This window comes from Micromonospora sp. NBC_00858, assembly GCF_045207365.1.
In the GTDB taxonomy this organism is placed as follows: domain Bacteria; phylum Actinomycetota; class Actinomycetes; order Mycobacteriales; family Micromonosporaceae; genus Micromonospora.
Genome location: NZ_CP108828.1, coordinates 3,477,562 through 3,501,002, shown reverse-complemented (window position 1 = coordinate 3,501,002; position 23,441 = coordinate 3,477,562). Strand labels below are relative to the sequence as shown.

Below are 23,441 nucleotides of genomic sequence, written 5' to 3'. Positions count from 1 at the left end.
CACGCAGGTCCTGATATCGATCTGCCATCACGCAGGTCCCAAGACCGGACATCGGACTGCCGGCGATGTCGGACTGCCGGCGGACTGCCGGCGATGTCAGGCTCCAGTTGATGCGTTACGCATCTATTCTAGTTGATGGGTGACAGTTCGTCGGCCGGTAGTGCCTGGTCGTCACACCGTGTGACTGATCCGCCGCCTGTTGACGGGGTGCGCGATGGATGGTGCCCACCAGCAACGCGCGGTCAGCGGCAGAAGAGCGCACTCACTGGTCGTTATCCTCGCCAGCATGCCAGCCCCAGACCTCATCCCGATAGCGCGCGAACCCGGCTACCGCACAGACACGATCGGACGGTACGCCGACGGCCAGTTTTACGCGGCGGTGCACGGCGCCCGCCGCGATGACGATCACGAGCCTGACATGGGCCGGGAACGCATCCGGTGGTATGCCTACCTACATCTCTTCGACGCTGACGGGCGTCACCGCAGATCCGAGATTTCGCTGATCGGCATCGCCCCGAACTTGCGAGGCGAACTCGGCGAGCAGGCTGAGCGCCGCCTGACGGCACTGCTCGATCAGCTGTCTGACCGCCAGTTCACCGACGTCTCGATCCGGCCGTTTCACATGCTCTACGATGGTGTCACGTTCGGTCTGATCGACGAATCCGATGTCGAGCGGGGCGACTGGGTTGAGTTGTACCCAGACGGTCTCGGGTTCTCCGAGCCGTGGGACGGGCTCTATAGCACCTGACCGCGAGCAGGTCGTCTACCAGCAAAATCGGCGTGGTCGCGCGCGACGCAGCATGAGAGCGCGGGCTCGACGACGCCGCCGGACGGAATCACAGCATCCTGCTCTCGACTCCCCACAGGTAGAAGGCAGGGACACCGCGCTGCAGTCCCAGTCGGTAGATCCCGACTCCATGCACCGGCACTGCATCCCCGACGTTCGGCGCCTGGATGGTAGCGGCCTTCCGTATCAATTCCTCGGCGGTGAAGGAGGTCCCGTTGTCCGCTCGCACGCGGACACCCGCCTTCGAGCCGCCTTTGGGACCGAACGGGCACAGGTACACCTCGGGCGTCTGCAACCCTGCACCTTCCAGGCGGCCGGTGGTGGCGCAGAACTCGGCAGCCCAGGCCGGTGTCTGCGACACCTCGGCCGGCCAAGACAGCCTGGCGCTCTGCGCGACGGCGAACGGGAGGTCAGGACGATGGACCGCCCGCTCGTCGGCCGTCAACGGCTCCGACCGCACGAACGTTGCCTTCTCCGCCAACACGGAACTGTGCACGACGTAGTAGCTGACACGCCCCTGCTTGACCTTCTGAGGGTCCGCCAGTCCCCAGTTGCCCAAATGCGACCACCAGGCGTCGTACATGACGACAGCACCGTCGTGTACGAGTGCACGCATCAGCCCGTCGCGGTCCGGCCATCGGAACACGGCTCCAGCTTCAACCCATGACGGATCCACGAGCGGACCCTACCGGCACACCCCAGAACCAAACGTCCGCTCATCGGCAGTTCCGGACACCGATCGGCAGCGTCCGAGGTCACCTTGCGTAACGCGCGGATCGCGGCAGATCCGGATACCGGCCCGCCTCACGGAGGACGTCACGGCGTCTCAATCATCGGTTGGCTGGCTCGAACCGGAGGCCGTCGGCCGTGGGTAGGAGATAGCCCTCATACCGCTGTTCCGGGGTTGCGCCGCTGGGCTGTTCAGGGGAGATGTTGTCCACCTTGAAGTCGACGAGGCCGAGCTGGAACGGGACCAGGCCTCAGCTCCGACCGTAAGGGCTCCGCATGCCGATCCCACGCCTGTGGAGTGACCTGGTTCACGCACTGTCACAACGATCGAAAACGCGGTGTCTTGAGGCCGAACCCCTAGAAACGAAGGAGAACCTCATGAACCTCGCACTGTGGATCGCCGCCGGACTGCTCGCCCTAGTCGCCCTAGGCAGCGGCATCACCAAGACGTTCGTGCCCAAGAAGAAACTGGCCGGGATCCCTGGCGCGGCATGGTACCAAGACGCCAGCGTCGGCTTCTTCAAGACCCTCGGGGTCCTCGAACTCCTGGCCGCGGTTGGCCTGATCCTGCCCGCCGTGGTCGACATCGCACCGGTCATGGTGCCGGTGACTGCCGTCTGCTGGGTCTTGCTGATGGTCGGCGCGGTAATCACCCATGTGCGCTACCACGACGGCGCCAAGGTCGTGGTGGTGGTCTCGATCTATCTCGCTCTTGCGGCATTCATCGCGTGGGGCCGCTTCGGTCCCGAGTCCTTCACCGGCTGAACGACGACTCCGCGTGCCGAGCCCACGCCTGTGGAGTGATCTGTCTCACGCATGTCACAACGATCGGGCACGCGGTGTCTTGAGGCCGAACTGAGTTCCCCCCGCTTTGATGGAGCGGTGGTTACCTGCTGCCGGCTGGCGCAGGGGTGACGATAGGTGGCGCGGCTGGGTCGTGCTGGCGGGTATGCCAGGCGGTCTCGTATTCGTCGGGGCTGAGGTAGCCGAGTTCCTTCTGGATGCGGCGGGTGTTGTACCAGCCGTCGATGTAGGCGAAGATCGCGTTCTCGGCCTCGTCGCGGGTCCGCCAGCTCGTGCGGTAGACGAGTTCGATCTTCAACGTCGACCAGAAGTTCTCCATCAGCGCGTTGTCGAACGAGTCGCCGACAGAGCCCATCGACGGCAGAATCCCGTTGTCCTGTAAGCGCTCCCCGAAGCGGAAAGACGTGTAGTTCGATCCCCTGTCGCTGTGATGGATCAACTGGCCGTCACGGACGTCGCGAGACCAGATGCCGTATTCGAGGGCGGCGAGGATCAGGTCGGTGTCGCAGCGGTCGGAGGTCTTCCACCCGACGATTCGGCGGGAGAACGCGTCGCGGACCGCGGCCAGCCAGAACACGCCCTCGCCGCAGGGAATGCGGGTGGCATCGGCGACCCAGAGCCGGTTCGGCCCGGCGGCGGTGAACTGCCGGTTGACCAGATCCGGCGCCAGCGTGTGCCGTGGATCCTGCTTCGTGGAGCCGCCGCGCCAGCCGCGGCGCAGGAACGCGCCCTGCCAGCCCTGGTCGGCCATCAGCCGCTCCACCCGCTTGCGGCCGACGCGAATGCCGTCACGGCGTAGCTGCCGGTGCACACGGTCCGCGCCGTAGGTGTGCCCGGACGCGGCCCAGATCTCGTGGATGTTGGAGATCAGCCCCAAGTCGACCACATCGCGGTCGCAGGGCCGTTCGGCCTGCTTGACCCACGCGTAGTACGTCGAGGCGCCGATGTTCAGGACCCGTAGCAGGAGCGCGACCGCGAACTGGTCACGGTGTTCATAAATGAACGTCATGACCGTCGCCGGGTCGGGTCGAGCTCCGCCGCGAAATACGCGCTCGCCGCCTTCAGGATCTCGTTCGCCCGACGCAGCTCGGCGACCTCTTTGCGCAGCCGCCGGTTCTCCTCGGCCATCTCGCTGGTGGGCCGGTCGTAACGCTCACCCGCGTCGGCCTCGGCCTGCCGGATCCAGTTCCGCAACGCCTCATGATGCACGCCGAGCTGCTCGGCCAGGCGCCGGATCACCGGCTTCGGGTCCGACTCGCGGTACAAGCGCACAGCGCGCTGACGTAGCTCGTCGGGGTACTTCTTCGGTGCTGCCACGGACGACTTCCTCCCCACGGCCATCAGACCATGATCAAGAAGCTCCATGAAAGCGGGGGTGGCTCAGAACCCCTTGAAACGGAGGAGACACCATGACTGGGAACACTGATGTGGTCGTGATCGGCGGCGGATACGCCGGTGTGTTGGCGGCTAATCGCCTGACGAAGCGCGACGACGTGACAGTGACCCTGATCAACCCGCGCCCGACCTTCGTCGAGCGGATCCGCCTGCACCAGCTGGTGGGCGGGTCCGACGACGCGGTCGTCGACTACCGAGACGTCCTGGGCGAGGGCGTTCGGCTGGTGGTCGACACCGTGAACGGTATTGACGCGGCCGGGCGCAGCGTGACGTTGGCGACGGGCGGCACGGTCGGCTACGACTACCTGATCTACGCGGTGGGCAGTGGCAGCGCCGACCCGGGCGTGCCCGGAGCGGCCGAGTTCGCCTACCCGATTGCCAGCCTTGAGGAGGCGCAGCGGCTGCGGCCTGTCGTCGACGCCGCTCCCGCAACGGCCCCGGTGACGGTGGTCGGAGTCGGTCCGACCGGCATCGAGACCGCCGCCGAGCTGGCGGAGGCGGGCCGCACCGTGACCCTGGTCTGCGGCGGGGTGCTGGGCCCGTACCTGCACGCGCGGGGTCGGCGCTCCGTCGCCAAGCGGCTGGCCAGGCTCGGTGTGACCGTGCTCGGAAGGCCCCGACGCGACGGTGACGGCTGTCACTCGCGATGCCGTGCAGCTCAGTGGCGGCCGCGAGCTGTCGAGCACGGTGACCATCTGGACCGCCGGGTTCGGCGTGCCGGACCTGGCCGCGCGCAGCGGGCTGAGCACCGACGCCTTGGGCCGCCTGCTCACGGACGAGACGTTGACGAGCGTGGACGACGTGCGCATCGTCGCGGCCGGGGATTCGGCGGCACCGTCGGACCTGCCGTTCCGGATGAGCTGCCAGGCCGCCACGAGGATCGGCGCGCACGCCGCCGACACGGTGCTCAGCCGGCTCGCGGGTGAGCAGCCCGTGCCCATCAACCTGGGGTTCTTCGGCCAGTGCATCAGCCTGGGTCGTCGCGCCGGTATCTTCCAGTTCGCCTCCAAGGACGACACCGCGAACGGGTTGTACATCGGCGGCGGCCCGGGCGCGAAGCTCAAGGAGTTCGTCTGCAAGCACACCATCAAGCATCTGGCGGACGAGGCACGCAAGCCCGGCTCGCTCACCTGGGTGAAGGATGACGAGCGCCAGGAGTTGCTGCGGGCCAAGCGCGGCGAGGCGCCGGCCACCGCTGAGCGGGCGGCCTAGCCGGGCATTCGTGGCCGGTCTGGTCGACCGTCACCGGATCTGGTCTGCATGTCGTGAGGCGGCGCCCTTATTGCGGGGGCCGCTGCACGCATGCGTTCATCGGCGGCCCTTTGAGCAACGGATCGTCGGCAGCTCGGTGTGTCACAGCCGTGCGCCGGGTGGTGTCCCATTCTCGATCGCATCAAACAGGTGGGTCAGATCGAACGGCTACCAACGAAAAGGACCTTGTGTGGATGCACGCTTGAAGGCCTTCGGCAACCAGGGGCCGGCCGCGAAGGAGAGGATCGAGAGATGAGCGACCACGCCACCAACGCGGCGACCGAGACTTTCGTCGCCCACCGCAACCTGCTCTTCACCGTCGCATACGAGATGCTCGGATCGGCGGCCGACGCCGAAGACGTCCTCCAGGAAACCTGGCTGCGGTGGGTCAAGGTCGACGTGGCGCAGGTGCGCGACCAGCGCGCCTACCTGGTCCGGATCACGACCCGGCAGTCGCTCAACCGGCTGCGCACCATGAAGCGCCGCAAGGAGGCGTATGTCGGCCCCTGGCTGCCCGAGCCGCTGCTCACCACGCCGGACGTGGCCCAGGACGTCGAACTCGCCGAGAGTGTGTCGATGGCGCTCATGATCGTCCTCGAAACGCTGTCGCCGACCGAGCGCGCCGTCTTCGTGCTGCGCGAGGCCTTCGATGTCAGCTACGACGAGATCGCGGCCGCCGTCGACAAGAGCCCCGCGGCCGTCCGCCAGATCGCCCACCGCGCCCGCCAGCACGTCGATGCCCGACGCCCTCGCGACGTGGTCTCCCCGACCGAGACCCGGGCGGCTCTGGAGTCGTTCCAGCGCGCGTTCGAAACCGGGGACCTGCAGGGCCTCCTTGACGTGCTCGCCCCTGAGGTCGTCCTTGTCAGCGACGGCGGCGGCGTAAAGCAGGCCGCACTGCGGCCGATCACCGGCGCTGAGAAGGTGGTCCGCATGTTCTTCGGTGGTCTAGGCAAGGTCGAAGGCACGCTCACCGGTGAACCGACCGTGGTCAACGGCAACCCGGCACTCCTCGTACGCCTAGACGGCGAGATCGACGGCGTCATGGCGATCCGCGTCGAGAACGCCAGCATCACCGGCCTCTACTACGTCCGCAACCCGGAGAAGCTGACCCGCGTCGAAGCCGAGACCCCCCTTACCCTGCGATGAACACCGGTCGCGGAATAGCCACCTGGGATCAGGTGCAACGCCGAGGCAGCGCGCGGCGGCTGGTGTTGTGCCGATCAGGTGGCCGAGCAGGCTCCGGACATCGAATTCGTCGCAGGGAGTAGCAATCCCAGGGACTCACTCGGCATCTCCGTCATCAGGTGCGTTACCCAGTCGAGGGCATCGAAGTAGTCCTTCAGCTTCCGCACCATGATCATGCGATCACGATAGTGCCGAGCACCCGAGCGAAGGCATCCGCTCATCGGCAGAAGCGGATGTTGCCGCATCCGCGTCCTAGACCACCGGGGTTCACAGTCGGTAGCCGGCGAGCCGGGGGATCGCGTAACCCATCAAGCGGAGTCAACGTGTAACGCATCAACCGGGGTACGACAGCGGACTGCCGGCGTGCCGGCGTGCCGGCGTGCCGGCGTGCCGGCGATGCCTGGTCTCGCATGATGGTTGACGGAACGGCGTCGCAGGATGTTTGACGCCGGGGGTCATGATCGAATAGGTCAGGTGCTTGGGTCGATGGTAGGCGTCACGGCTCGGGTACCGGCGCGTCAGTGAGGGTGCGTTCCAGTTCGCGTTGCAGCAGCTGCCAGGAGGTGTAGGTCCTGGTGTCGAATGTCGGGTCACCTGGCCGTGCGATGGTGCGTCCAGCGCGGTGGAATCCGGCGGCGTTGTAGTCGACCCGCTGGTTGACGGCGACCAGCCAGCTGGCGCTGGCCCAGGAGGGCAGGGGACGCCCGTCGAGCTTGAATGGCGTTTGGGGTTTGTCAGCGAGGCTGTCGAGTTCCGGTTGGGTCGGCATGCTGGTGCCTGTGAAGTCGAGGGCGACGAGGACGGGTGCGACGGAGTGCCGTTCGACGTCGATCCGGGCTACCCGCAACAGGGCCAGGTTGCCGTTGGCGGCGCGGTGACTGAGAACGTCGCCGGGTTGCAGGTCAGTGACGTGGCGGCTTGGCCGGCGCACCTTCTTGCGTTGCGGCTGTGGGCCGGTCAGTTGTGCACGTGCCTTCTCGAGGACGTCGCGGCGCTTGGCGGCAAGGCGAGGAGTGTCCGACCATCTGGCCAGGTCGGCTCCGCTGTCGATGGCGGCGATGGCGCGGTCGCGAACCGTGGGGTGGAGGCGGCCGAGCTTGGATTGGGTGACGGCCAGCGCCAGCCAGACGGACGTCGCCTCGTCCGGGTCGTCGAGCGCATCGGCGTAGGAGTCGAGCATCCGTTGCGTGGCCTCATCGTCGTCCACGCCGTCTTCGAGCATTTCGCGGTACTCGTCGCGCACGTCGCATGCCGTGTCGTCGGAGAACAGGCCAGGCCCCCAGGCGCCCATTGGTCACCCCCATGCCTTCACGTTTGCGGGCCTGGTCAACCTGCCACAGGTTCTGCTCGGCGTCACCTGGGGCTGCGAGATCTGATGCCCGGATCTGCGCCCGTGATGATCTGGTGTTTGGCCCTGGTGCGGTTGAGGTCGGTGGTGCTGCGGCGGGGGACGGCTTTGATCGGGCTGTCCGCGTCGTAGACGGTAATGATGTGCTCGTCGAGGGCGACGGTGACGAGCTTGCGGGCGTGGACCTTTCCGACTTGGATCTTCTGTCCGGCGACTTGGATGCTGCCGTTGATGGACACGACCCGCTCGACGGTGGGGGCAGTGGCCGGTGGTGGGATTGGGGAAGCGGGTCGGGCGTCGCGGATGCGGCCGAGCGCGGTGGGCGGCAAGGGGCAGCGCAGGGTGCGGCGCAGCTGCCCGGCCTCGTCAACGACGTGCAGGAGGATGCCGTCGAGGCGGACCCGGACCCGCTGTCCTGCGAGGGGCATGCCGACGCTGATCGGCCGGCCGGCGATGCTGATGCCGCCGCAGGCGTTGACGATCCGGTCGACCTCGACGGCGGTGTTTTGCGGCTCGGGCTGCGGCAATGGCGGTGGCCCGGCGGGTGCGCCGCCCTCGGCCAGGAGGCGGGCGAGGTCGCGTTGGGACAGCCTTGATGGGCTGGACTTGATGCGGGCGCCGTCGGCGGTCAGGACGTGCAGTTGGTCGGTGTCGACCCAGATGGTGAGTGGGGTGCCGGCGAGGGTGGGGCCGAGCCACACCTGCTGCTGGGCGACGGTCAGGTTGCCCGACGGTGGCACCACCCGGACGAGTTGCACCGGCTGGGAATGGCCGGTGGACACGGTCACCGATGCGGTGTCGACCTCGACGGGCGCTGGCTTCCTGGGGGCCGGTGGCGCGGCAGGCAGCAGCCCGGACGGCAGGTGCAGCGGCAGAGCCTCTGCCACGGTCCGGTCCCGGCCTGGAGTGGGCCGGTGGAATCGGTCGGCGGGGAAGGCGTCGTCGATGCCCTGGTGAGGCCGGTCGTAGTTGTATTCGGCGACGAACGCGTCTACCGCGGCCTGGGCCTGCTCGACGGTGGCGAACACCCGTCCCGCCAGGCATTCGCCCTGCAGGCTCTGGTGGAAGCGTTCCACCTTGCCGGTGGTGGTTGGGGAGCGGGGTTTGGTGTTGCGGGCCACGATGCCGTTCTCTCGGCAGATCCGCTCGAACAGCACCTCACCCGGGCGGGGCTTGGTGAACCGGCCGGTGAACTGCTTGCCGTTGTCTGTCAGCACCTCACCCGGCGTCCCGAACCGGGTCAGGGCGGCGGCGAGCGCGGCGCACACAGCCCGGCCGGTGGCCCGACGCACCACCGTGGCGATCACGCAGTAGCGGGAGTGGTCATCCAGGCCGGTGACGACCTTCGCCTCGGTGCCGTCAGCGAGGAGGACACCACCGACGATGTCCATCTGCCACAGCTCCATCGGCTCTGGACGTACCCACCGCCGATAGTCCTCCCGCCGGCGCTTCCGGGGCACCGCTGGGATGAGATTGTTCCGGCGCAGGATCCGATACACCTTCGCCCGAGCCGGGGCAGGAGTCACGCCGCGACGGCCGGCCTCGAACCGCAGCCGACGCGGACCCCACCGCGGATGATCCCGGCGCAGCTCGCACACCAGCGCCTCCGTGGAGGCGTCAACCCGGTGCGGGCAGACATGCGGGCGGCGAGACCGGTCCTCCAAGCCCTTGACGCCCTCGGCGGCATACCGGGCCAGCCAGTTGTGGATCGTCTGCCGCGACACCCCATACCGGGCGGCGACCTCCGTTTTCGGAGTCCCACCGAGGCATTCCATGACGGCGTGAAACCGCTGTTCCATGACGCTCAACTCCGCGAGTCCCACCCGGTGCTCCTCCCGCCTGGGTTACAGACGAGAAGAGCGCCGGGACGACCAGGTGTCAAACGTCAACCGAGGCCGCAGTGTCAACCATCAACCGGGGCAGGACCGGCGTGCCGGCGATGTTGTGCAAAGTTTCTGTACGTCTTCAAGGCGGCCCGAGACGGGCCGCACGCGCCGCCGCCTGGGCGCGCGTCTGACCCCTCCCTTAGCCGGTCGGGGCCAGCCACGCCATCGCCCGTCGGCTGGCGCGGAGAGCGGGAAGCCCAGGGGCCGCCGCTGACGGTAGCGCCGAGGGTGGTTGAGGTTCGTGGGCCGGCAGCCGGCCGGGCCGCGCCCGATCGGCGCGGCGCAGGGAAGGGCACGCCGGGTCCGCGCGGCGGATCGCGGCGGCGGGTTGGTCGCGGTTACCGCGCCTCTGGCGGGGGCGCAACGACTCCGAGATGGTCGGGGGTCCGTCGGCGGGTCGCGGTCCGCCGGTGGTTGCGCTGGGCCATCCCGCCAGCCGACGACCCGGGCGAGCCGAGCAGACCACCACCCGGCCCGCCAGCGTCCGTACGAGCTGTCAAGGTCCGCTTGATGGCATGAAGGAGCGGGGCCTCGCTCCTCGTGGGTCCCGGGCGGGATGCTCGGGGTGCTCACGTCTCACGACGAAGGAGGCCCCTCATGCAGGCAGAGTACGACGGTCGGCAGATCGTGGGTATCGATCTGCATCGCCGTCGGTCGGTGATCGTGCGGATGACGGAGGCGGGCGAGAAGCTCGCGACGGTGCGGATTGACAATGACCCGGTCGCGTTGGGGTTGGAGATCGCGAAGGCTGGTCCGGGTCCCGAGGTGGTGCTGGAGGCCACGTATGGCTGGTACTGGGCCGCGGATGTGCTGGCCGCGGGCGGTGCCCGGGTGCATTTGGCGCATCCGTTGGGGGTGAAGGGGTTCGCCTACCGGCGGGTGAAGAACGACGCCCGTGACGCCGCGGACCTGGCGGATCTGCTGCGGATGGGCAGGTTGCCTGAGGCATACGTGGCCCCACCGGCGGTGCGCGAGTTGCGGGAGCTGGTGCGGTATCGAGCCAAGCTGGTCGCGTGGCGCAGCGGGTTGAAGGCATCGGTGCACGCGGTGTTGGCCAAGCAGGGCGTGCACATCGCCGTATCGGATCTGTTCGGCGTCGGTGGGCGGGAGCTGCTGTCCCGGGCACCGCTGGACGGCGCGTATCGGGGTCGGGTGAGCTCGCTGTGCCGGCTGATCGACACGGTCGATTTCGAGATCGCCGCGGTCGCCGGGCCGATCCGGGCCAGACTCTCCGGGCACGCCGGTTACACCGCGATCCAGGCCATCCCCGGGGTCGGCCCCGTCCTGGCGGCGGTGTTCGTCGCTGAGGTCGGCGAGGTCGACCGGTTCCCCGGCCCGGCGCAGCTGACCTCGTGGGCCGGGCTGACCCCGCGGCACCGCGAGTCTGACCTCGTCGTGCACCGGGGACGGATCACCAAGCAGGGCTCCACCCTGGTGCGGTGGGCCGCGGTCGAGGCCGCCCACGGCGTCCCGCACACGGCCGGCTGGCTGACCCTGCACCCGCGCCCGCGTCGCCGAGCGACGCGGAGGCAATATCGCCACCGTCGCGGTGGCCCGCAAGCTGCTCACCCTCGTCTACTACGGCCTGCGCGACGGGCACATCCGTGCCCTCGCACCGGCCCAGACGGCGGCGTGAACAGGTTCGGACGTGACCGGACGCGTGGTCGTGCCACGTCTGGCCCCCGTCGGCCGACGGCGAGGCCGCCCGCTTGATTGACCCCGTCCGGTCACGGTCGCACACCACCATGCCCCCGAACCCTCGCGGGGCGAATGGATGACCGGCAGCCGAACCTCGGCCTGCCCTTCCGGCATCGCTCGGAACCTGGCGACGCGACCACACCCACAACACCGACTTCCGGCATCACCAGCATGGCGTCCACGGCGCCGGCATCAAGGCCAAGCCCCTGCCGGGGTGGGCCCACGGCCCAGCCTTGACCCCGACGCCGCACACACGCCTGCCCGAAAACCCATGCCGGAAGACGGGCAAAACAACGTCAGCAAGTCAAAACCCCAGCCTTGACCGGCCCCGCTCCTTCATGGATGACGTGGCGGGCCGGGCGGCGGCCCGCTCCCCAGATGGGCGGGTCGGCGGCAGACGGGATGGTGGCGAATGTACCTTGTATCAATGTCTTGGTGGGCTGGAATGCATCAGCAAGTAAACCAACAGGCTTGGTGGACTCCGTTGCTGGTTGGCGGTTTCACCCTATTGGCCGCCATTCTTACACAGATTATCTCCGCCTTGCTCGAGGGTCGGAAGCAGCGGCGCGAGGATGCCCGCCGATGGGACAGTGAGCGTCGTCGAATTTATGCTGAATTCATCCAAAACATGGATAACGGAATGTCCGTGGTTCACAAAAACTGGACCAATAGTGAGGTTGCCTGGAAGGATATTACCGATGCGGTGCGGAAAGCAAAGGTACATAAATACGAACTGGATCTGATTGCTTCCAAGCCCGTAAGGAACGAAGTCCAAGCCCTTTGGTTTACGATTGCCGAGGGTGTTGAAAAAAACCGGGGTGGCGACAAATCTAGACAGGGTCAGAAGGAATTCCTTGAGTCATATCGCCGGCAGGAAAAAAGGTTGATGAACGCAATCCGTTCCGAGTTGGGTGTGTCTGACGATTGGAACTAGTGGACATAGTCCGGGCCGCTTCCGGCTGTTGGCGTCTACCTGAATCGGGCCATTGTCGACGATGCCGCTCACAACTGGCATGTGAGACTACGGCCAGCCGACGCCGAGGCCGGCGGCTGAGTGACCAACTGGGTGACGACGGAGGTGGCCGATGCCGGACGTCCACGGACGATAATGGGCTGTCCCGGCAGCTCGCCAGGGCCAGTCGTCCAGCTCATCGAGGGCTGATCATTCTTTCGGGACGAAGGGGTCAACCTCCCTCAGCGAGCCTTTGTCGCTCCGCTGGAGACGTAGTCGCTGGCGTGAACGGCGTGTGTCTGCTGTTGAACCTTGTCAGATGGATGCCCGCAGAACTTGGATCGAATCCGGCTGGCCACACTGTCGTTTCATCCGCCACAGCACCCTCGAATCGCGCTTCACGCAAATTTGCTCCGCTAAAATTAGCCTCTCCTAGAAGAGCGAAGCGAAAGTCTGCCCGCACCAGGTGTGCGCCCTGAAAATCTGCGCCTTGTAAAATCGCATGCTTGAAGGCGGCGCTGTCGAAATGGCCATCCGTGCAGTCTGCGTTATGGAACCACGCGTTGTCGAAGCGGCTTGCGTTTCCGATGAAATGAGCCATATCGGCACTTCCGAAGTCAACATAGGAGAAGTCGGCCCTGATCACAAACGCACGGTACAGCCGGGCGCTATGTAAGTCCGCAGCCCGAAGATCGAGATTGCTTAGGTCTGCGTGTCGCAAGTCGGTGCCCGATAGGTCAAGGACCCGAACATCGTCCTCGACGTAGAGCTTTACGTCCGAAAAACCGTTCCTTCCAAGAACCGAGATTGCTGCCTGTGTGTCAGGTGAGCGACGTGCGAGGCTGGGTAGGCCAACATCCCCCGCGTCTGCGAATTCGCGTTCCCGTGATCTTATATAGGCGGTAAGGATCTCACCGATACTTCTCTTATCTCTAGATGAATCCCTGGCCACCCTTTCGAGTCCAAGAATTCCACCAAGCGAAATCTCTAGGGTTTTATCGGGCCGCCCAAGTTGGTCGATTGCCCGTATGAACCTATCCGTTGAATGCACTTCCTGCGAATTCCTGACCTGCCTCCACGTTGCATATGCGCCGATCGCAACAACAACACCAGCCAGTCCCTGGAGAAGAGTGGTGCGTACGTCGTTCTGCAATTTTGCCCGGTCGTTCTGCATGGTGAAGGCGTCTTTCCCGGTCACGCCTGCCTTCTGAAGGTCGTCGGCGTTGAAGGACGGATACATCAATCCGGGCGCGACGATAACCACAAAGAACGCGACACCGACTGCACCGGCGCTGGCGAGCAGAGTGGACCACCTAGGCCAGCGTTGAGCAAGCCGAAACCAGCGTCGCGGTCGAGCAAGTCGCAACCAGGGTCGCAGCCGATTGAGCAACCTAGTTGCTCTTGAGAGGAGGCGTCGTGGCACTGCTCGACCATAGGCCAGTCGGTCCAGCCGGCCATGTGGCCGCCCGAAACGCGGTGCGAGCAGGTCGGAAGCGTCGTTGCCGCTGATGCCGCGCCGACTGCCCTTAGTTCCACTTCAACGTCTGACCCCACCGCGCTGGGTGACAAAGTGAGTGACGATCGGCGCGGACGCCATCGGACGAGCCTGGACGGTGACGGACTATCCCGGCAGGTCAAGGGCCGTAAGTAGCAGTTCAAGGGGCCGTGTTGGTTGCCTGGGGGGCAAGGAGTCATGTCTTCGTTGACATCCGCAAGCCCACGTCTACCGGTCGGCCCGGCGGTACTGCTTGGCGCCCCCGCTACGCTACAGGACATGCGGCTAAGCAGATCGAACCGCGTCTTGCTGGTGCTGTTCGGCGCCCTAGTGTTCGGCGTCGGGATCCTCGGCACGGTAATCGAGTGGCCATGGGGTACACCGATCACCCTGGTCGTGCTCGGCGTGCTAATCGTAATCGCTGGCATCCTCGGGGTGCTGCCCAACGGCAACCTGCGGGAGATGGAGATGCGCTGGCCGGACCCGGCACTCTACGACCGGGTCGAGCAGCTGGAGAAGGACTTGCCCACGCTGCGTAACGAGCTGGCTTCCAAGGAGAAGCAGCTTCGCGGCGAGACTAGCGCGGTGGGCCAACGCCTCGATGACTACCTGCTGTCGCTAGAGCCCGAGCCGGTCGACGAATACGAGACCGCAGAGGAACGCGTCGCTGACTGGGAGCAGGCGTATGCCGACCTCGATACGGAGATCAGCTGGCGACGAATGAACGGTGTGCACCCCGCAGAACGCAACGACGACCTCAACGAAGCGGAAGCGATCGCCATGCGCGACCAGTTGCACGCGCGGCTGACCCGCGAGCGGCGCCGGCTTGACGCCCGCACCCGGTTCGCTCACCTCAAACGCGGCTAGGCGCTTCGCGGGCAGGGCACCGATCGCAGTCCGGCGGGCCGCAAGCGTGCACGTTAGCCGACAGCTGGATGGAGTCTGTTCCGGGGCAATCTACCCCCGGACTGCACTCCGTCGAGCCGTTTTCGTGGAGCGTCACGACGCCGAGGCACGATGGGGAGGATTCAACCCCGGCCGGACGACGAGCCATTCGAAGCTCGCGCGGGTGACTAACTGAGTGACGGTCAGGGATGGCCGATGCATCGCCGATGCATGCCTAGCGGACCGACAGTAGGTCAAGATCATGCCGTTCCCAGGCCGTCGGAGGGGAACCCGCAGTGCCCACTGCTGACCACCAATGCCAGGCGTAACAGCAGCTCAGGCGTCAACTCGTCCGCTTTGATTGACTACGGTCCCGCCGCCCATCAATGCAACGCCAAGTGTCGCCTGCACTTCGGACGCAGGCGGCTGAGGCCGGGAACCGGGTAGGGGCCGAGCGTGGACTGCCGTTCGTGGACCTGAAACGCCCGGCATTCGAGATGTTTTAGAGCCGCCCACTCAAGAAAGCAATTAGGGTGCTATCTACGGTGCGCATCATTACCCCCAAGATTACCTCGACGCCGCCAGCGAACCCATGCTCACCCCCGATGGATTCTATTTCCCTTTTGATCGCCTCATGCTTTGCGCTGGCTGTCTGACCGTCGGGGATATCCCAGCTACCAGTGTGGGCGACCTCGTTGCGGATGCTTACCCACATCCCGATCCACTCCCAAAGTGACGGGGCAGTAGAGGCGTGGGCATTCGGCACGTGGCTACCCGTAGCCTCGTTCATGGCATCGGTTACCATGCATACCAGTTGGTAGATCTTTCCCCTAGCATGGGTGGTTGTGTAGGGCCGCCCGTTCGGTTGAGGGAAGGGGGCACCGGAAGGGTCCAGAACCTGGGCCGCCTGGGGCAAAATCTCAGAGGCTATGCCTTCGAGAAGGTTGAAGCACCGGAGTGCCCGGTAATCCCACCGCGGATCGGCGAGTGCATCCGCGTATAACGAGATCCATAGCCTGATCCGTGGATTTGTGTCCAGCATGTTCCATTGCGCGAGAAGCCCATGTTGATCTTCTCCGGAGATGAAGCCCCCGGCCAGGTTCCCTTTGTAGCCGGCACCTTCGAGCCAAAGGCCCTCAAGAAGCACGCTCCCGTCATGATTCCTGCCGATCGCCCCCAGGAGCAGGCGAGGTGTGTCGCCCCTGCGCAAGGCAAACAGATCGAGTAGGCGCCGAGCAAGGCCTACGCACTTTCTCTGTGCTTCTTCTCCAGTGGGGGCGAGCACGTGCGGCGCAACTAGAGCCGCCGTAGGCCTTTGCTGTGCGATATGGGGTGGCAGCCGATTTGGATCCCAGGATTGGTCAAAGCCGAATGATCCCAGAATAGAGTTGAGTGCAGCGATATTACTTGCGCTAACGAGCGGTCCTGATATTGGTAAGACCTGAATTCCTGGCACTAGCTGCGGTCGCGTCAAGAGTAGGTTGTCTACCAGCATCACAACCCGGAACGACGGGCAATCCTCGGCCGCGCCTTCTGTCTTTATGGGTACCTCGAAGAGTTGGCGACGCCTCTCCTTGACGTCGTCCAATTGCTCGTAAGCGCCGTCCCCATTGATCCATTCGCCCGGGCTCTCGGGCTCAACAAAGAGCGCCTCGCACCGAATAGGAAGGCTTTGGCTCGCGTGCCTTACAGACGTCACCTCCAGGATGCGTCGTGAGTTGGTCGGCTCCGGCCTGAATTTACCTAACCAGAATTCCCCCTGGTGCTTGCAGTTGAGGTTTGCGAAAAACTCAGAAGCGATTTCCTCGTGCGATACAAGCGTGACGTTCAGGTCATGACTTTCTGTAGCTGGTGGCGCTGCATCAGTTTGAAGCTCGACAATTACGTCGCCAGATGCGTCGGTTACGAGCTTCGCTCGGGAAACTTCCACTGCTCTCCCAACGGGTCGTTGATGCCGCCTGGTGGTGACGCAGAGATGGACCGTGAATGGTAGCCCGGTCGGGCTCTTCGTTTCGCTTCGACTCGACCAGGCTCTGCCAAGGCTAGGGGGTTGCGGCCAACTGGGCGACGCCGGCGATGCACTGAAGGGTGGTCTTAAGAGGAATGAGCGCGGATCGCGGCACCCAGCCGCAGGAGCCGACGCCGCTGCGGTGCGAGTAGCTACGTGAGTAGCCAAGGCGGAGGATTCCGACGGACGTACCTGGACCTCGGCGCACTAGCTGAGCATGGGCAAACGAGGTTGACCGGCCGCTGCCCGCTCCTGGCAGTGTGGGGGTCAGCGCGTGTCTGACATCATCAGGTGACATCAGCGCAGCCGACCGCCGCCGAACAGCAGCGGACGGACCAAATGGAGTTCGCGGATGTGCCGAACGGTGGTGGACGCAGTGACCATCGCCGGACGCGCCTTACAAGCGAGGGATCGTCGGCGGTGAGTTGGCAGGGCCCCGGCAAAGTCGTGCCGGCGGACAGCCGGCGGCCGGCCGGGATTCTGTGTGGATCGGACCGGGGGGTAGCTGCCCGCGACCTGTCACGATGGTGCGCCTGGTGGCGACGGTGGTTCGGCTGGATGTGCTCGAGCGCGAGTGGCGTCGGAGATGGCGACCCCGGCGAGGACTGCGGTGGCGGCGAGGGCGACCAGCAGCGGCGGCAGGAGGAGCATCGCCGGTGTCAGGGCAGCCAGCACGACCAGGCCGATCGGCCGATCCCGGGATACGCGGGCGAAGACCGCGTACTCGAAGCCGGCACGCCCGGCGAGGAAGAGTGCGGGTCCGCCGAGGATGACGGCGATCCAGGCCGGTTGCGTATGTCCGAACGGGTGGGTGATGACGAGTTCGTCGCCGACGGCGGTGACGACGATGCCGGCCACCATGACAAGGTGGGCGTATGACGTCGATCCGGCAAGGCGGGCCGGGTCGGGGGCCGCTTTGATGGCTGCGGCCGCCAGTTCCCCGGCGCGGTAGATGTAGATCCGCCACAGCAGCACGGTGGTGGCGATCGTCACGAGGAACGCAGCGGTCCGGTCGGGCGTGAAGGCGGTGCCGCGAAGCGCCAGTCCGGTGACCAGGATCAACTCGCCGAGCGCGATGATGTAGAACTGCCGGTAGCGCTCGGACAGGTGTTCGGCCACGGTCGGCAAATCCGACGGGGGCGTGCGGCCGATCCCCGGCGCGGGGTAGCAAAGCGCGTATGCGGCGTAGTCCAGGGCCACCGCGAGTGTCCACAGCGCCACACGCGCCGTCCCATGCGAGAGCGCCCCGGCGATCCACGGCACCGCGGCCACGCCGTACCAGAACAGTATCCGCCCGGAGGTGCGCCGCGGTGCGTGGCCCCGCAGGGCGATCACGAGGAAGATGTTGGTGCCGATGAATATTGCGACGAATACCCCTGCGAAGACCAGGCCTTGCCTGCCGAACGCGTCGGGCAGCGCGATCGCGATCACCAGGGTGCCCACCAAAGTCGCGATGACCAGCAGCTGTATCGCCGGTTGTTGCGGGTCGAACCTGTCGGTTATCCACGCCGTGTTGAACCAGACCCGCCACACTGTCAGCAGCAGCAACAGCGTCTGGAAGGCGCCGCTCCAGGTGAGATCCTGGATCAGCGCGTGCGAGAGTTGGGTGAGCGCGAAGACAAACGCCAGGTCGTAGAACAGTTCCAGGAACGTTGCCATCTGCGGATCCCCAGGCATGCGCAGCAGCTCGCCCGCCCGGCTCGTCGTCATCGGCTCGCCCGTTCTGTCGGCTTCGTGGCAGCGTTGAAGCAGTCGTACCACGCTGCCGCGCCTCCCGGTGCCGACAAGACGATGCCCAGGGTTCTCGCAACGAGTGACGAGCTGACGCGGCGTGGCGGGTGGGCCAAGCAGTTTGGGTGAGTCTGAATCGAGAGTCATGCCCGCTCAGGGCCCCGGTAAAGTCGTCAGGTGATGCCGAGTAGGGCCAGGGGCCGGGTGCTGTCGCGGGCGTGATGTCGGTTGGCGGCGGCGATGTTGGCGATTCCGGCGGTGCGGAGGGCGCCGATGGCGGCGTTGCGTAGGGCGGCCATGACCTCGGGCCCGGTTCCGGTGCGAATCTGGCAGCGGTCTTCGTCGTAGGTGACGTCCCGCACCCAGTGGATCTTGTTTTCGATGGACCAGTGGCCGCGAATCCACGTGGCCAGTTGCGCCGGTTTCGCTTGGTGCACCCGCAGGTCGGTGATGGCGTAGACGGTCTCGGTGGTGAAGCGTTTCGGCTGGTCCAGGCGACGTCTGCGGCGGCGGATCTGCAGTGCTTGGGCGGCGTGTGGGAAGTCGATGCCGGTGGAGAGGGTCAGGACCTTCAAGGTGCGGATCTCGCGGCGGCCGTGCCCGCGGTCGGTGTCGCGGGTGCCGTCCGGGACGGCCCGCCAGGGCAGGCCAGCGAGCTGGCTGTGCAGGCTCGGCTGGTTGCCCTTGACGGTCAGGATCCAGTGCGCGCCGCGTTCGGCGAGGTAGTCGACGTGCTCACGCTGGCAGTGCAGCGCGTCGGCGGTGATCACGGTGTCGCGCAGGTCGCCGATCTGGTCGAGCAGCGGCTGGAACCGGGTGATCTCATTGGTCTTGCCGTCGACGTCGGTACTGGCCAGGATCACGCCGACCGCCTGATCGCAGGCGGCCATCACATGCCGGGCCGCGGCGTCGGTGGTGCGCGAGCCGCGCAGGGTTTTGCCGTCGACCGCGATCGCTCGCCGGGACGTCGACGTGCCGGCAGCAGCCCGGCCGGTAAGCCAGACGCTGACCGCCGCGGTCAGTAGCTGCGGGTCTATGGCCTGCAACAGCCGACGGATCATCGCCTCGGACGGGCGTCGGTCCGGGGCCATGCCCAGCGCGAGCGCGGTCGCCGCCGGCACGTCGGCGATCCACTCAGCGATCGCGGTGTACGACCCGCACACACCGCAGCGCTCACCACGACCGTCAGCCGGTGCCGGACGCCTCGCCGGGCCCGCGGGTCAGGCAGATCGGCCAGCGCTGCGAGCAGTCCGCCAGCGGCTTCGGACACGGCCAGTGCCGGTGCACGCGACACCGACGAGATCAGCGATGATAGCAGGGCGGGCATGACTCACTTCGGCGATCAACACGGCGTAGGAACCTTGATGATCTTCTGAATGGGTCATGCCCGTCTTGCTGCCATCAACAACGGCGCTTCTGCTCCAGTCCACTCAAGTCGGACACCGCCACGACTTTGCCGGGGCCCTGGGTGAGTTGGTGTCTGCTGGCCGGCGGAGTTGGTTACTTGTCTCCTCCCAGCCACCAGGCCAAGACTGCTCCTAGCGTGGTACCAATGGTTCCCGAAATAAGTCCGACCCAGAGTCCGACCTTAATGTCTCGTCGTGTATTCGCCCGCTCCCTGTAAATTTCCGCTCGTGACGTCTGGTCAAGCCACCACCGTCCGGGATTCTGCCGGAAGCGAGTTTCGAGGTGAGACCTATGAACCATGCCGGACTTCAACGCCAGCGCGACGACGACTGCACCCAAGAGCCTTCCAGGCCAACTGCTCCACTCCGAGGCTAGCCATATCCAGCAGGCAACCAGTGCGCCGGCCAATAGGAGGTTAAGGCAGGCGGCCAAAATCCTTGCTCGCCGTTCAGGTGCCAAGGGTCCTCGCGGTGCGTTCTCCACGATACGACGAATTCTTGTGGCGGTCGCCCTTATCTGCTCCTGGTGTTCGCTGGGGGCAATCAGACTCTCTAAGCGAACGCCGTCCGGCGAGAAGGCCACGTCAATCCGCTTCCACGTCGACTGATCTGTTGCATCCACCTCTCCCCATATGCGGACGTGATATACCTCTGCGGCGCTAGCAAGTCCCAAATCATTTATTGGATGAGGAGGTGTCATGTTGAACCGGCTCAGTGGTGCCCCTTCAATTTTTATAGGGCTAATACCAGCATCTTTGATGGCCTGGCAAATCTCTTTGACGTCATCGATATTCAGCCTGACTGGACCACTCGCAAATGCGCCATTACCATACGACTCGGTAATCCTGTCTCCGTTCAACCAACCCATGCCAGCTTCTTTCGTTCTGCCTCTTGGCGGCCCGATCGATCTCGCCGTCCTGATCTTGTGACCATCAGTACCAGAGCAGTGCCAGTCATGGAAGGTCACCGCCGGTCCGGAGGTTCTGTGACGTCCTTGACGCCGAAGCTGTCCTGCAGGCACCAACCCCTCGTGCGCGGATCGCAGGGGCGAGTAGCTAAGGCCATGTCCTCCGGCCGGATGAGCCTGCATCCCGGCGGACGGGATGAGCAGGTCCGGGCAAGGTTTGACCCCTTCGTGCCGTCTCCTACCAGCGTCGGGGTAGCCAACAGGCGTGCCGCTACGACAGCAACCCCGACAGCAACCGGTGCAACCGACGACCACTTGAGCCGGGTCCAGGCGGACGATGTTGCCCCAGCTAGCAGTCCGGGGACAGCGGCTCCGGCCGTGCCTCTTAATTCGCTGCTCTGGGCGGTGTCCGGGTAGCCAGGCGAGTAGCCAAGGCGGTGCATCTCGACGGAAGGGCGCCGCACGCTGGCGGACTCGGTGAGCAGCGCCGGGCGATGCTGACCCGGCATCGCCCGCTCCTGGCAGTGTGGGGCACACAGGGGGCACAAGACACTGTCAAACGTCGTCAACCAGCCACCAACGATGGCAGCCTGAGACGCCCCGTGAGCAGGTGTCGAGGGCCATTCCCGCTGGTGGCGGCGTAGCGGCTCTAAGTTCCGCTTCAACTCACCGGGTTGCGGGCAGCGGTGCCACCAGTTGGGTCCATGTCGAGTCTGTGGGCGACGGCGTATGCATTGACGATCTCGGTAGCGAGCCGACCCCTTACCCCTACTGGCAGCCCGTTGGCTCGGGCCCAGGCACGGATCGTAGGGCCGGAAGCCGGCAGGGTGGAGTCTGTCGTAGTGGCGGCCATCCGTGCGGTGGTCGCTGGGGTGGGCGAGGGAACAGTTATCGCCGGGGTGCGAGTTGCCGCCTCAGTCTTTGCCGGCTGGACGTAGTGGACCAGCTCGGCGAAGACCTCTGGAGTCACGATCCGCGTCTTGAACTCGCGGGCTGCCTGGGCCTTGGTCGTGTATGGGTCCACCCCGTCGGTTACGAGAACGGCGGTCTTGCGGGACACGGAGCCGGTTACGCGGAGGCCGGCAGCTTGTGCTCGGCCTTCCAGACGAGCGCGCAGCAGCTCGTCGCAACCGGTGAAGGCGACGCCCTCGCCGATGCGTAGAGGTTCGCCGTGCAGCCATGAATCTGGCAGCGGCAAGCAACCCTTCCCGCGTTGCTCGGCGAGAGCGGTGCGAGCTTCGTCGAGAACGGCCTTGACGATCCCGTCGGTGAAGCCGATGGCCTGAGCGGCGGCGAGCAACTCTTGGCGCTCGTCGCGAGTGACCTTGCCGTCTTCGATGGCCTTGTGTGCCAGCGCCAAGAGGAAGCCGCGGTGAGCCGCATCGACCTGCTCCCGGCTCAGTGAGTAGGTCTTTGCAAGGCCCGCGAGGGAAGCTGCTTCATCGTCCGTCAGCACCCCGTCTTCCAGTACCTCCGCCAACAGCTCCAGGTACCCGGTTGTGTTGGTGGGTGCGCCTTCTTCGATTGCGGATGACAAGGGCAGGTCGTCGAGAAGGGCGGCGAGTCCAGTCTCGGCCGGTACGGGCGTAGGACCAGCCGGGCGTCGCAGGGTCACGTTGAGAGCTTGACGCGGGATCACTGGCCACGTGACCTCAGCGGCGTGGGCGGGCAGGTGGAGGTGGTCGGGCTCCGGGGGGCGCCCAAAGTTCCGATCGAGATAAGACATCAGCAGGGTGGCAGTTGCGCGCGCATCTCCGAGTGCCGAGTGAGCGTTGTCGAGCCGGATTCCAGTGGCCCAGCAGCAGTCGGACAGGCGACGACGGTCTAGGCGTGGGAGGTAGATCCAGCTCGCCTCAAAGGTGCAGAGGTGTGGACAAGTGGGCATGGCCCAACCTGCTCGCTCGTACTCACTGCCAAGGAAACCGAGGTCGAACCGGGCGTTGTGAGCGACTAGGGCGCGGCCGGCTAGACGGGCGTTCATCTCGCCGATGAGTTCGGCGAACCGGGGTGCTCTCCTGACCTCGCCGGCGGTGATCCCATGGATCTTGGTGGCACCTACGGGGCCACCCGGGTTCACGAGTGTCGTCCACTCGTCCACGACCCGCCCGAACGGGTCGGTAGCGATGACGGCGACCTCGACCACGCGATCTCTAGACGCCACCAAGCCGGTGGTCTCGACGTCGACAACAGCAAAGCCGCCTACGGGTGGGGCGAAGGGAGCAGTGTGCTGGCCAGCATCCGAGGGCTGCCTTGGTAAAGGTGGAGTGTTGGTCGTGCTCAATCGCCCACGAATTCGGTCCAAGATCCCCACGGCAACCCCGCCTTCAGCGCGAAGCCGTATGGTCTGACAGCGCGTCGCGGGCCGCAAGCGTGATCAGCTTCTTCGTCGGCTTTCGGACAGATGCGTGGTCTGAAGGGCGGCGCCTTGCCAGCGATGACGACCACAAGCGGGCCATCTCTCACGTCTGCCGGGTCTTTCGCGAGTTCCTTGGGCAGCAAGTGTCGAGCGCCGATCAGCGTTAACCGATGACGGCTCTCAGGCTGTCGACAGCAACGGTGACAGCAACGACCCCGAACGAGGACGGCCACCGACGGCGGAGTGCGGATCGTCGCCCGAGGTCGCGTACGAGGACGGATGTCGCCGCACGAAGCGCCCAGAACTTACAAGCGAGGGGTCCACCTAGGCCGTCTTCGGGCCGTCCGGGCCGCCGCCGGGCCGTCGAACGCCGACCAACCATGACCGACAACGGCCACCAACACCCACGAAACAGCAGCTCAGCCGCCAAGTGAAAGTTGCTGAGCTGGTGGGCGACGGACGAGTCGACCTGTACGCCGGATACTAGATTGCCCGTCTCCCTTACTGTGCGGGTATGGATGGCCACCGCTTGGCATGGGGCATTGTGGTTGTGTTCGTCTCGGTGGTGCTCGTCGGCGTGGCAATGTTGGCCAGGCACCGGCGGGTATCCCGGGC

Annotated in this window: 18 protein-coding genes and 1 pseudogene; 8 read left to right on the top strand and 11 right to left on the bottom strand. The window is 65.7% G+C overall.

The annotated features are described in order from the left end of the window. The first annotated feature begins 286 nt into the window (after positions 1 to 286). Positions 287 to 748: a hypothetical protein gene (locus OG990_RS16295; RefSeq protein WP_406081292.1), complete on the top strand. Its 462-nt coding sequence runs from the start codon at positions 287 to 289 to the stop codon at positions 746 to 748. Between the two features lie 88 nt (positions 749 to 836). Here the strand turns inward: OG990_RS16295 and OG990_RS16290 are convergent, their stop codons facing one another. Next, positions 837 to 1,463: a hypothetical protein gene (locus OG990_RS16290; RefSeq protein WP_406081291.1), complete on the bottom strand. Its 627-nt coding sequence runs from the start codon at positions 1,461 to 1,463 to the stop codon at positions 837 to 839. Positions 1,464 to 1,894: 431 nt separating this feature from the next. Between OG990_RS16290 and OG990_RS16285 the strand changes: the two genes are divergently transcribed. Next, positions 1,895 to 2,281 (top strand): DoxX family protein, encoded by a 387-nt coding sequence (locus OG990_RS16285; RefSeq protein ID WP_406081289.1) that lies wholly within the window; start codon positions 1,895 to 1,897, stop codon positions 2,279 to 2,281. A 121-nt stretch (positions 2,282 to 2,402) separates the two neighbouring features. Here OG990_RS16285 and OG990_RS16280 read toward each other — a convergent pair whose 3' ends face one another. Then, the gene (locus tag OG990_RS16280) at positions 2,403 to 3,329 is read right to left on the bottom strand and encodes an IS3 family transposase (RefSeq protein ID WP_406079151.1); all 927 of its coding nucleotides are present in this window, start codon (positions 3,327 to 3,329) and stop codon (positions 2,403 to 2,405) included. Further along, positions 3,326 to 3,637, bottom strand: a complete 312-nt coding sequence (locus OG990_RS16275; RefSeq protein WP_406079150.1) for a transposase — start codon at positions 3,635 to 3,637, stop codon at positions 3,326 to 3,328. Before OG990_RS16275 ends, OG990_RS16280 begins: the two co-directional genes overlap by 4 nt. 92 nt (positions 3,638 to 3,729) lie before the next feature. Between OG990_RS16275 and OG990_RS16270 the strand changes: the two are divergent. The 3 genes and pseudogenes from OG990_RS16270 to OG990_RS16260 all read left to right on the top strand — a co-directional run. Then, a pseudogene (locus tag OG990_RS16270) lies at positions 3,730 to 4,263 on the top strand (NAD(P)/FAD-dependent oxidoreductase); the annotation flags it as partial. Positions 4,264 to 4,342: 79 nt separating this feature from the next. Beyond that, on the top strand, positions 4,343 to 4,927 hold the full coding sequence (locus OG990_RS16265) for a hypothetical protein (RefSeq protein ID WP_406081998.1): 585 nt from the start codon (positions 4,343 to 4,345) through the stop codon (positions 4,925 to 4,927). Positions 4,928 to 5,218: 291 nt separating this feature from the next. Further along, a complete protein-coding gene (locus tag OG990_RS16260; RefSeq protein ID WP_406081773.1) occupies positions 5,219 to 6,115 on the top strand; it encodes an RNA polymerase sigma-70 factor in 897 nt (298 codons plus the stop codon). A gap of 74 nt (positions 6,116 to 6,189) precedes the next feature. Here the strand turns inward: OG990_RS16260 and OG990_RS16255 are convergent, their stop codons facing one another. The 3 genes from OG990_RS16255 to OG990_RS16245 all read right to left on the bottom strand — a co-directional run bounded on the left by OG990_RS16255 (position 6,190) and on the right by OG990_RS16245 (position 9,325). After that, on the bottom strand, positions 6,190 to 6,330 hold the full coding sequence (locus OG990_RS16255) for a hypothetical protein (RefSeq protein ID WP_406081287.1): 141 nt from the start codon (positions 6,328 to 6,330) through the stop codon (positions 6,190 to 6,192). A 320-nt stretch (positions 6,331 to 6,650) separates the two neighbouring features. Then, positions 6,651 to 7,445, bottom strand: a complete 795-nt coding sequence (locus OG990_RS16250; RefSeq protein WP_406081285.1) for a DUF4259 domain-containing protein — start codon at positions 7,443 to 7,445, stop codon at positions 6,651 to 6,653. A gap of 62 nt (positions 7,446 to 7,507) precedes the next feature. After that, positions 7,508 to 9,325 carry an IS481 family transposase gene (locus tag OG990_RS16245; protein ID WP_406081284.1) on the bottom strand — a complete coding sequence of 606 codons (1,818 nt, stop codon included), beginning with the start codon at positions 9,323 to 9,325 and terminating at the stop codon, positions 7,508 to 7,510. A 660-nt stretch (positions 9,326 to 9,985) separates the two neighbouring features. On the opposite strand from OG990_RS16245, the gene OG990_RS16240 reads away from it, so the two are divergent. Together OG990_RS16240 and OG990_RS16235 are read left to right on the top strand one after the other, a co-directional pair. Beyond that, positions 9,986 to 11,101: an IS110 family transposase gene (locus OG990_RS16240; protein ID WP_406081282.1), complete on the top strand. Its 1,116-nt coding sequence runs from the start codon at positions 9,986 to 9,988 to the stop codon at positions 11,099 to 11,101. Positions 11,102 to 11,513: 412 nt separating this feature from the next. Further along, the gene (locus OG990_RS16235) at positions 11,514 to 12,020 is read left to right on the top strand and encodes a hypothetical protein (RefSeq protein WP_406081280.1); all 507 of its coding nucleotides are present in this window, start codon (positions 11,514 to 11,516) and stop codon (positions 12,018 to 12,020) included. 250 nt (positions 12,021 to 12,270) lie between these two features. Here OG990_RS16235 and OG990_RS16230 read toward each other — a convergent pair whose 3' ends face one another. After that, positions 12,271 to 13,278 (bottom strand): pentapeptide repeat-containing protein, encoded by a 1,008-nt coding sequence (locus OG990_RS16230; protein WP_406081279.1) that lies wholly within the window; start codon positions 13,276 to 13,278, stop codon positions 12,271 to 12,273. A gap of 534 nt (positions 13,279 to 13,812) precedes the next feature. Between OG990_RS16230 and OG990_RS16225 the strand changes: the two genes are divergently transcribed. After that, positions 13,813 to 14,400, top strand: coding sequence for a hypothetical protein (locus OG990_RS16225; protein ID WP_406081277.1), 588 nt, complete (start codon positions 13,813 to 13,815; stop codon positions 14,398 to 14,400). Positions 14,401 to 14,920: 520 nt separating this feature from the next. On the opposite strand, the gene OG990_RS16220 is transcribed toward OG990_RS16225, so the two are convergent. The 4 genes from OG990_RS16220 to OG990_RS16205 form a co-directional block, all read right to left on the bottom strand. Next, positions 14,921 to 16,348, bottom strand: a complete 1,428-nt coding sequence (locus tag OG990_RS16220; protein WP_406081276.1) for a hypothetical protein — start codon at positions 16,346 to 16,348, stop codon at positions 14,921 to 14,923. Positions 16,349 to 16,945: 597 nt separating this feature from the next. After that, a complete protein-coding gene (locus OG990_RS16215; protein WP_406077840.1) occupies positions 16,946 to 18,085 on the bottom strand; it encodes a low temperature requirement protein A in 1,140 nt (379 codons plus the stop codon). A 245-nt stretch (positions 18,086 to 18,330) separates the two neighbouring features. Beyond that, positions 18,331 to 19,320, bottom strand: coding sequence for an ISAs1 family transposase (locus OG990_RS16210; protein WP_406081275.1), 990 nt, complete (start codon positions 19,318 to 19,320; stop codon positions 18,331 to 18,333). A gap of 1,811 nt (positions 19,321 to 21,131) precedes the next feature. Continuing rightward, positions 21,132 to 22,781 carry an exonuclease domain-containing protein gene (locus tag OG990_RS16205; RefSeq protein WP_406081273.1) on the bottom strand — a complete coding sequence of 550 codons (1,650 nt, stop codon included), beginning with the start codon at positions 22,779 to 22,781 and terminating at the stop codon, positions 21,132 to 21,134. Positions 22,782 to 23,441 lie beyond the last annotated feature (660 nt).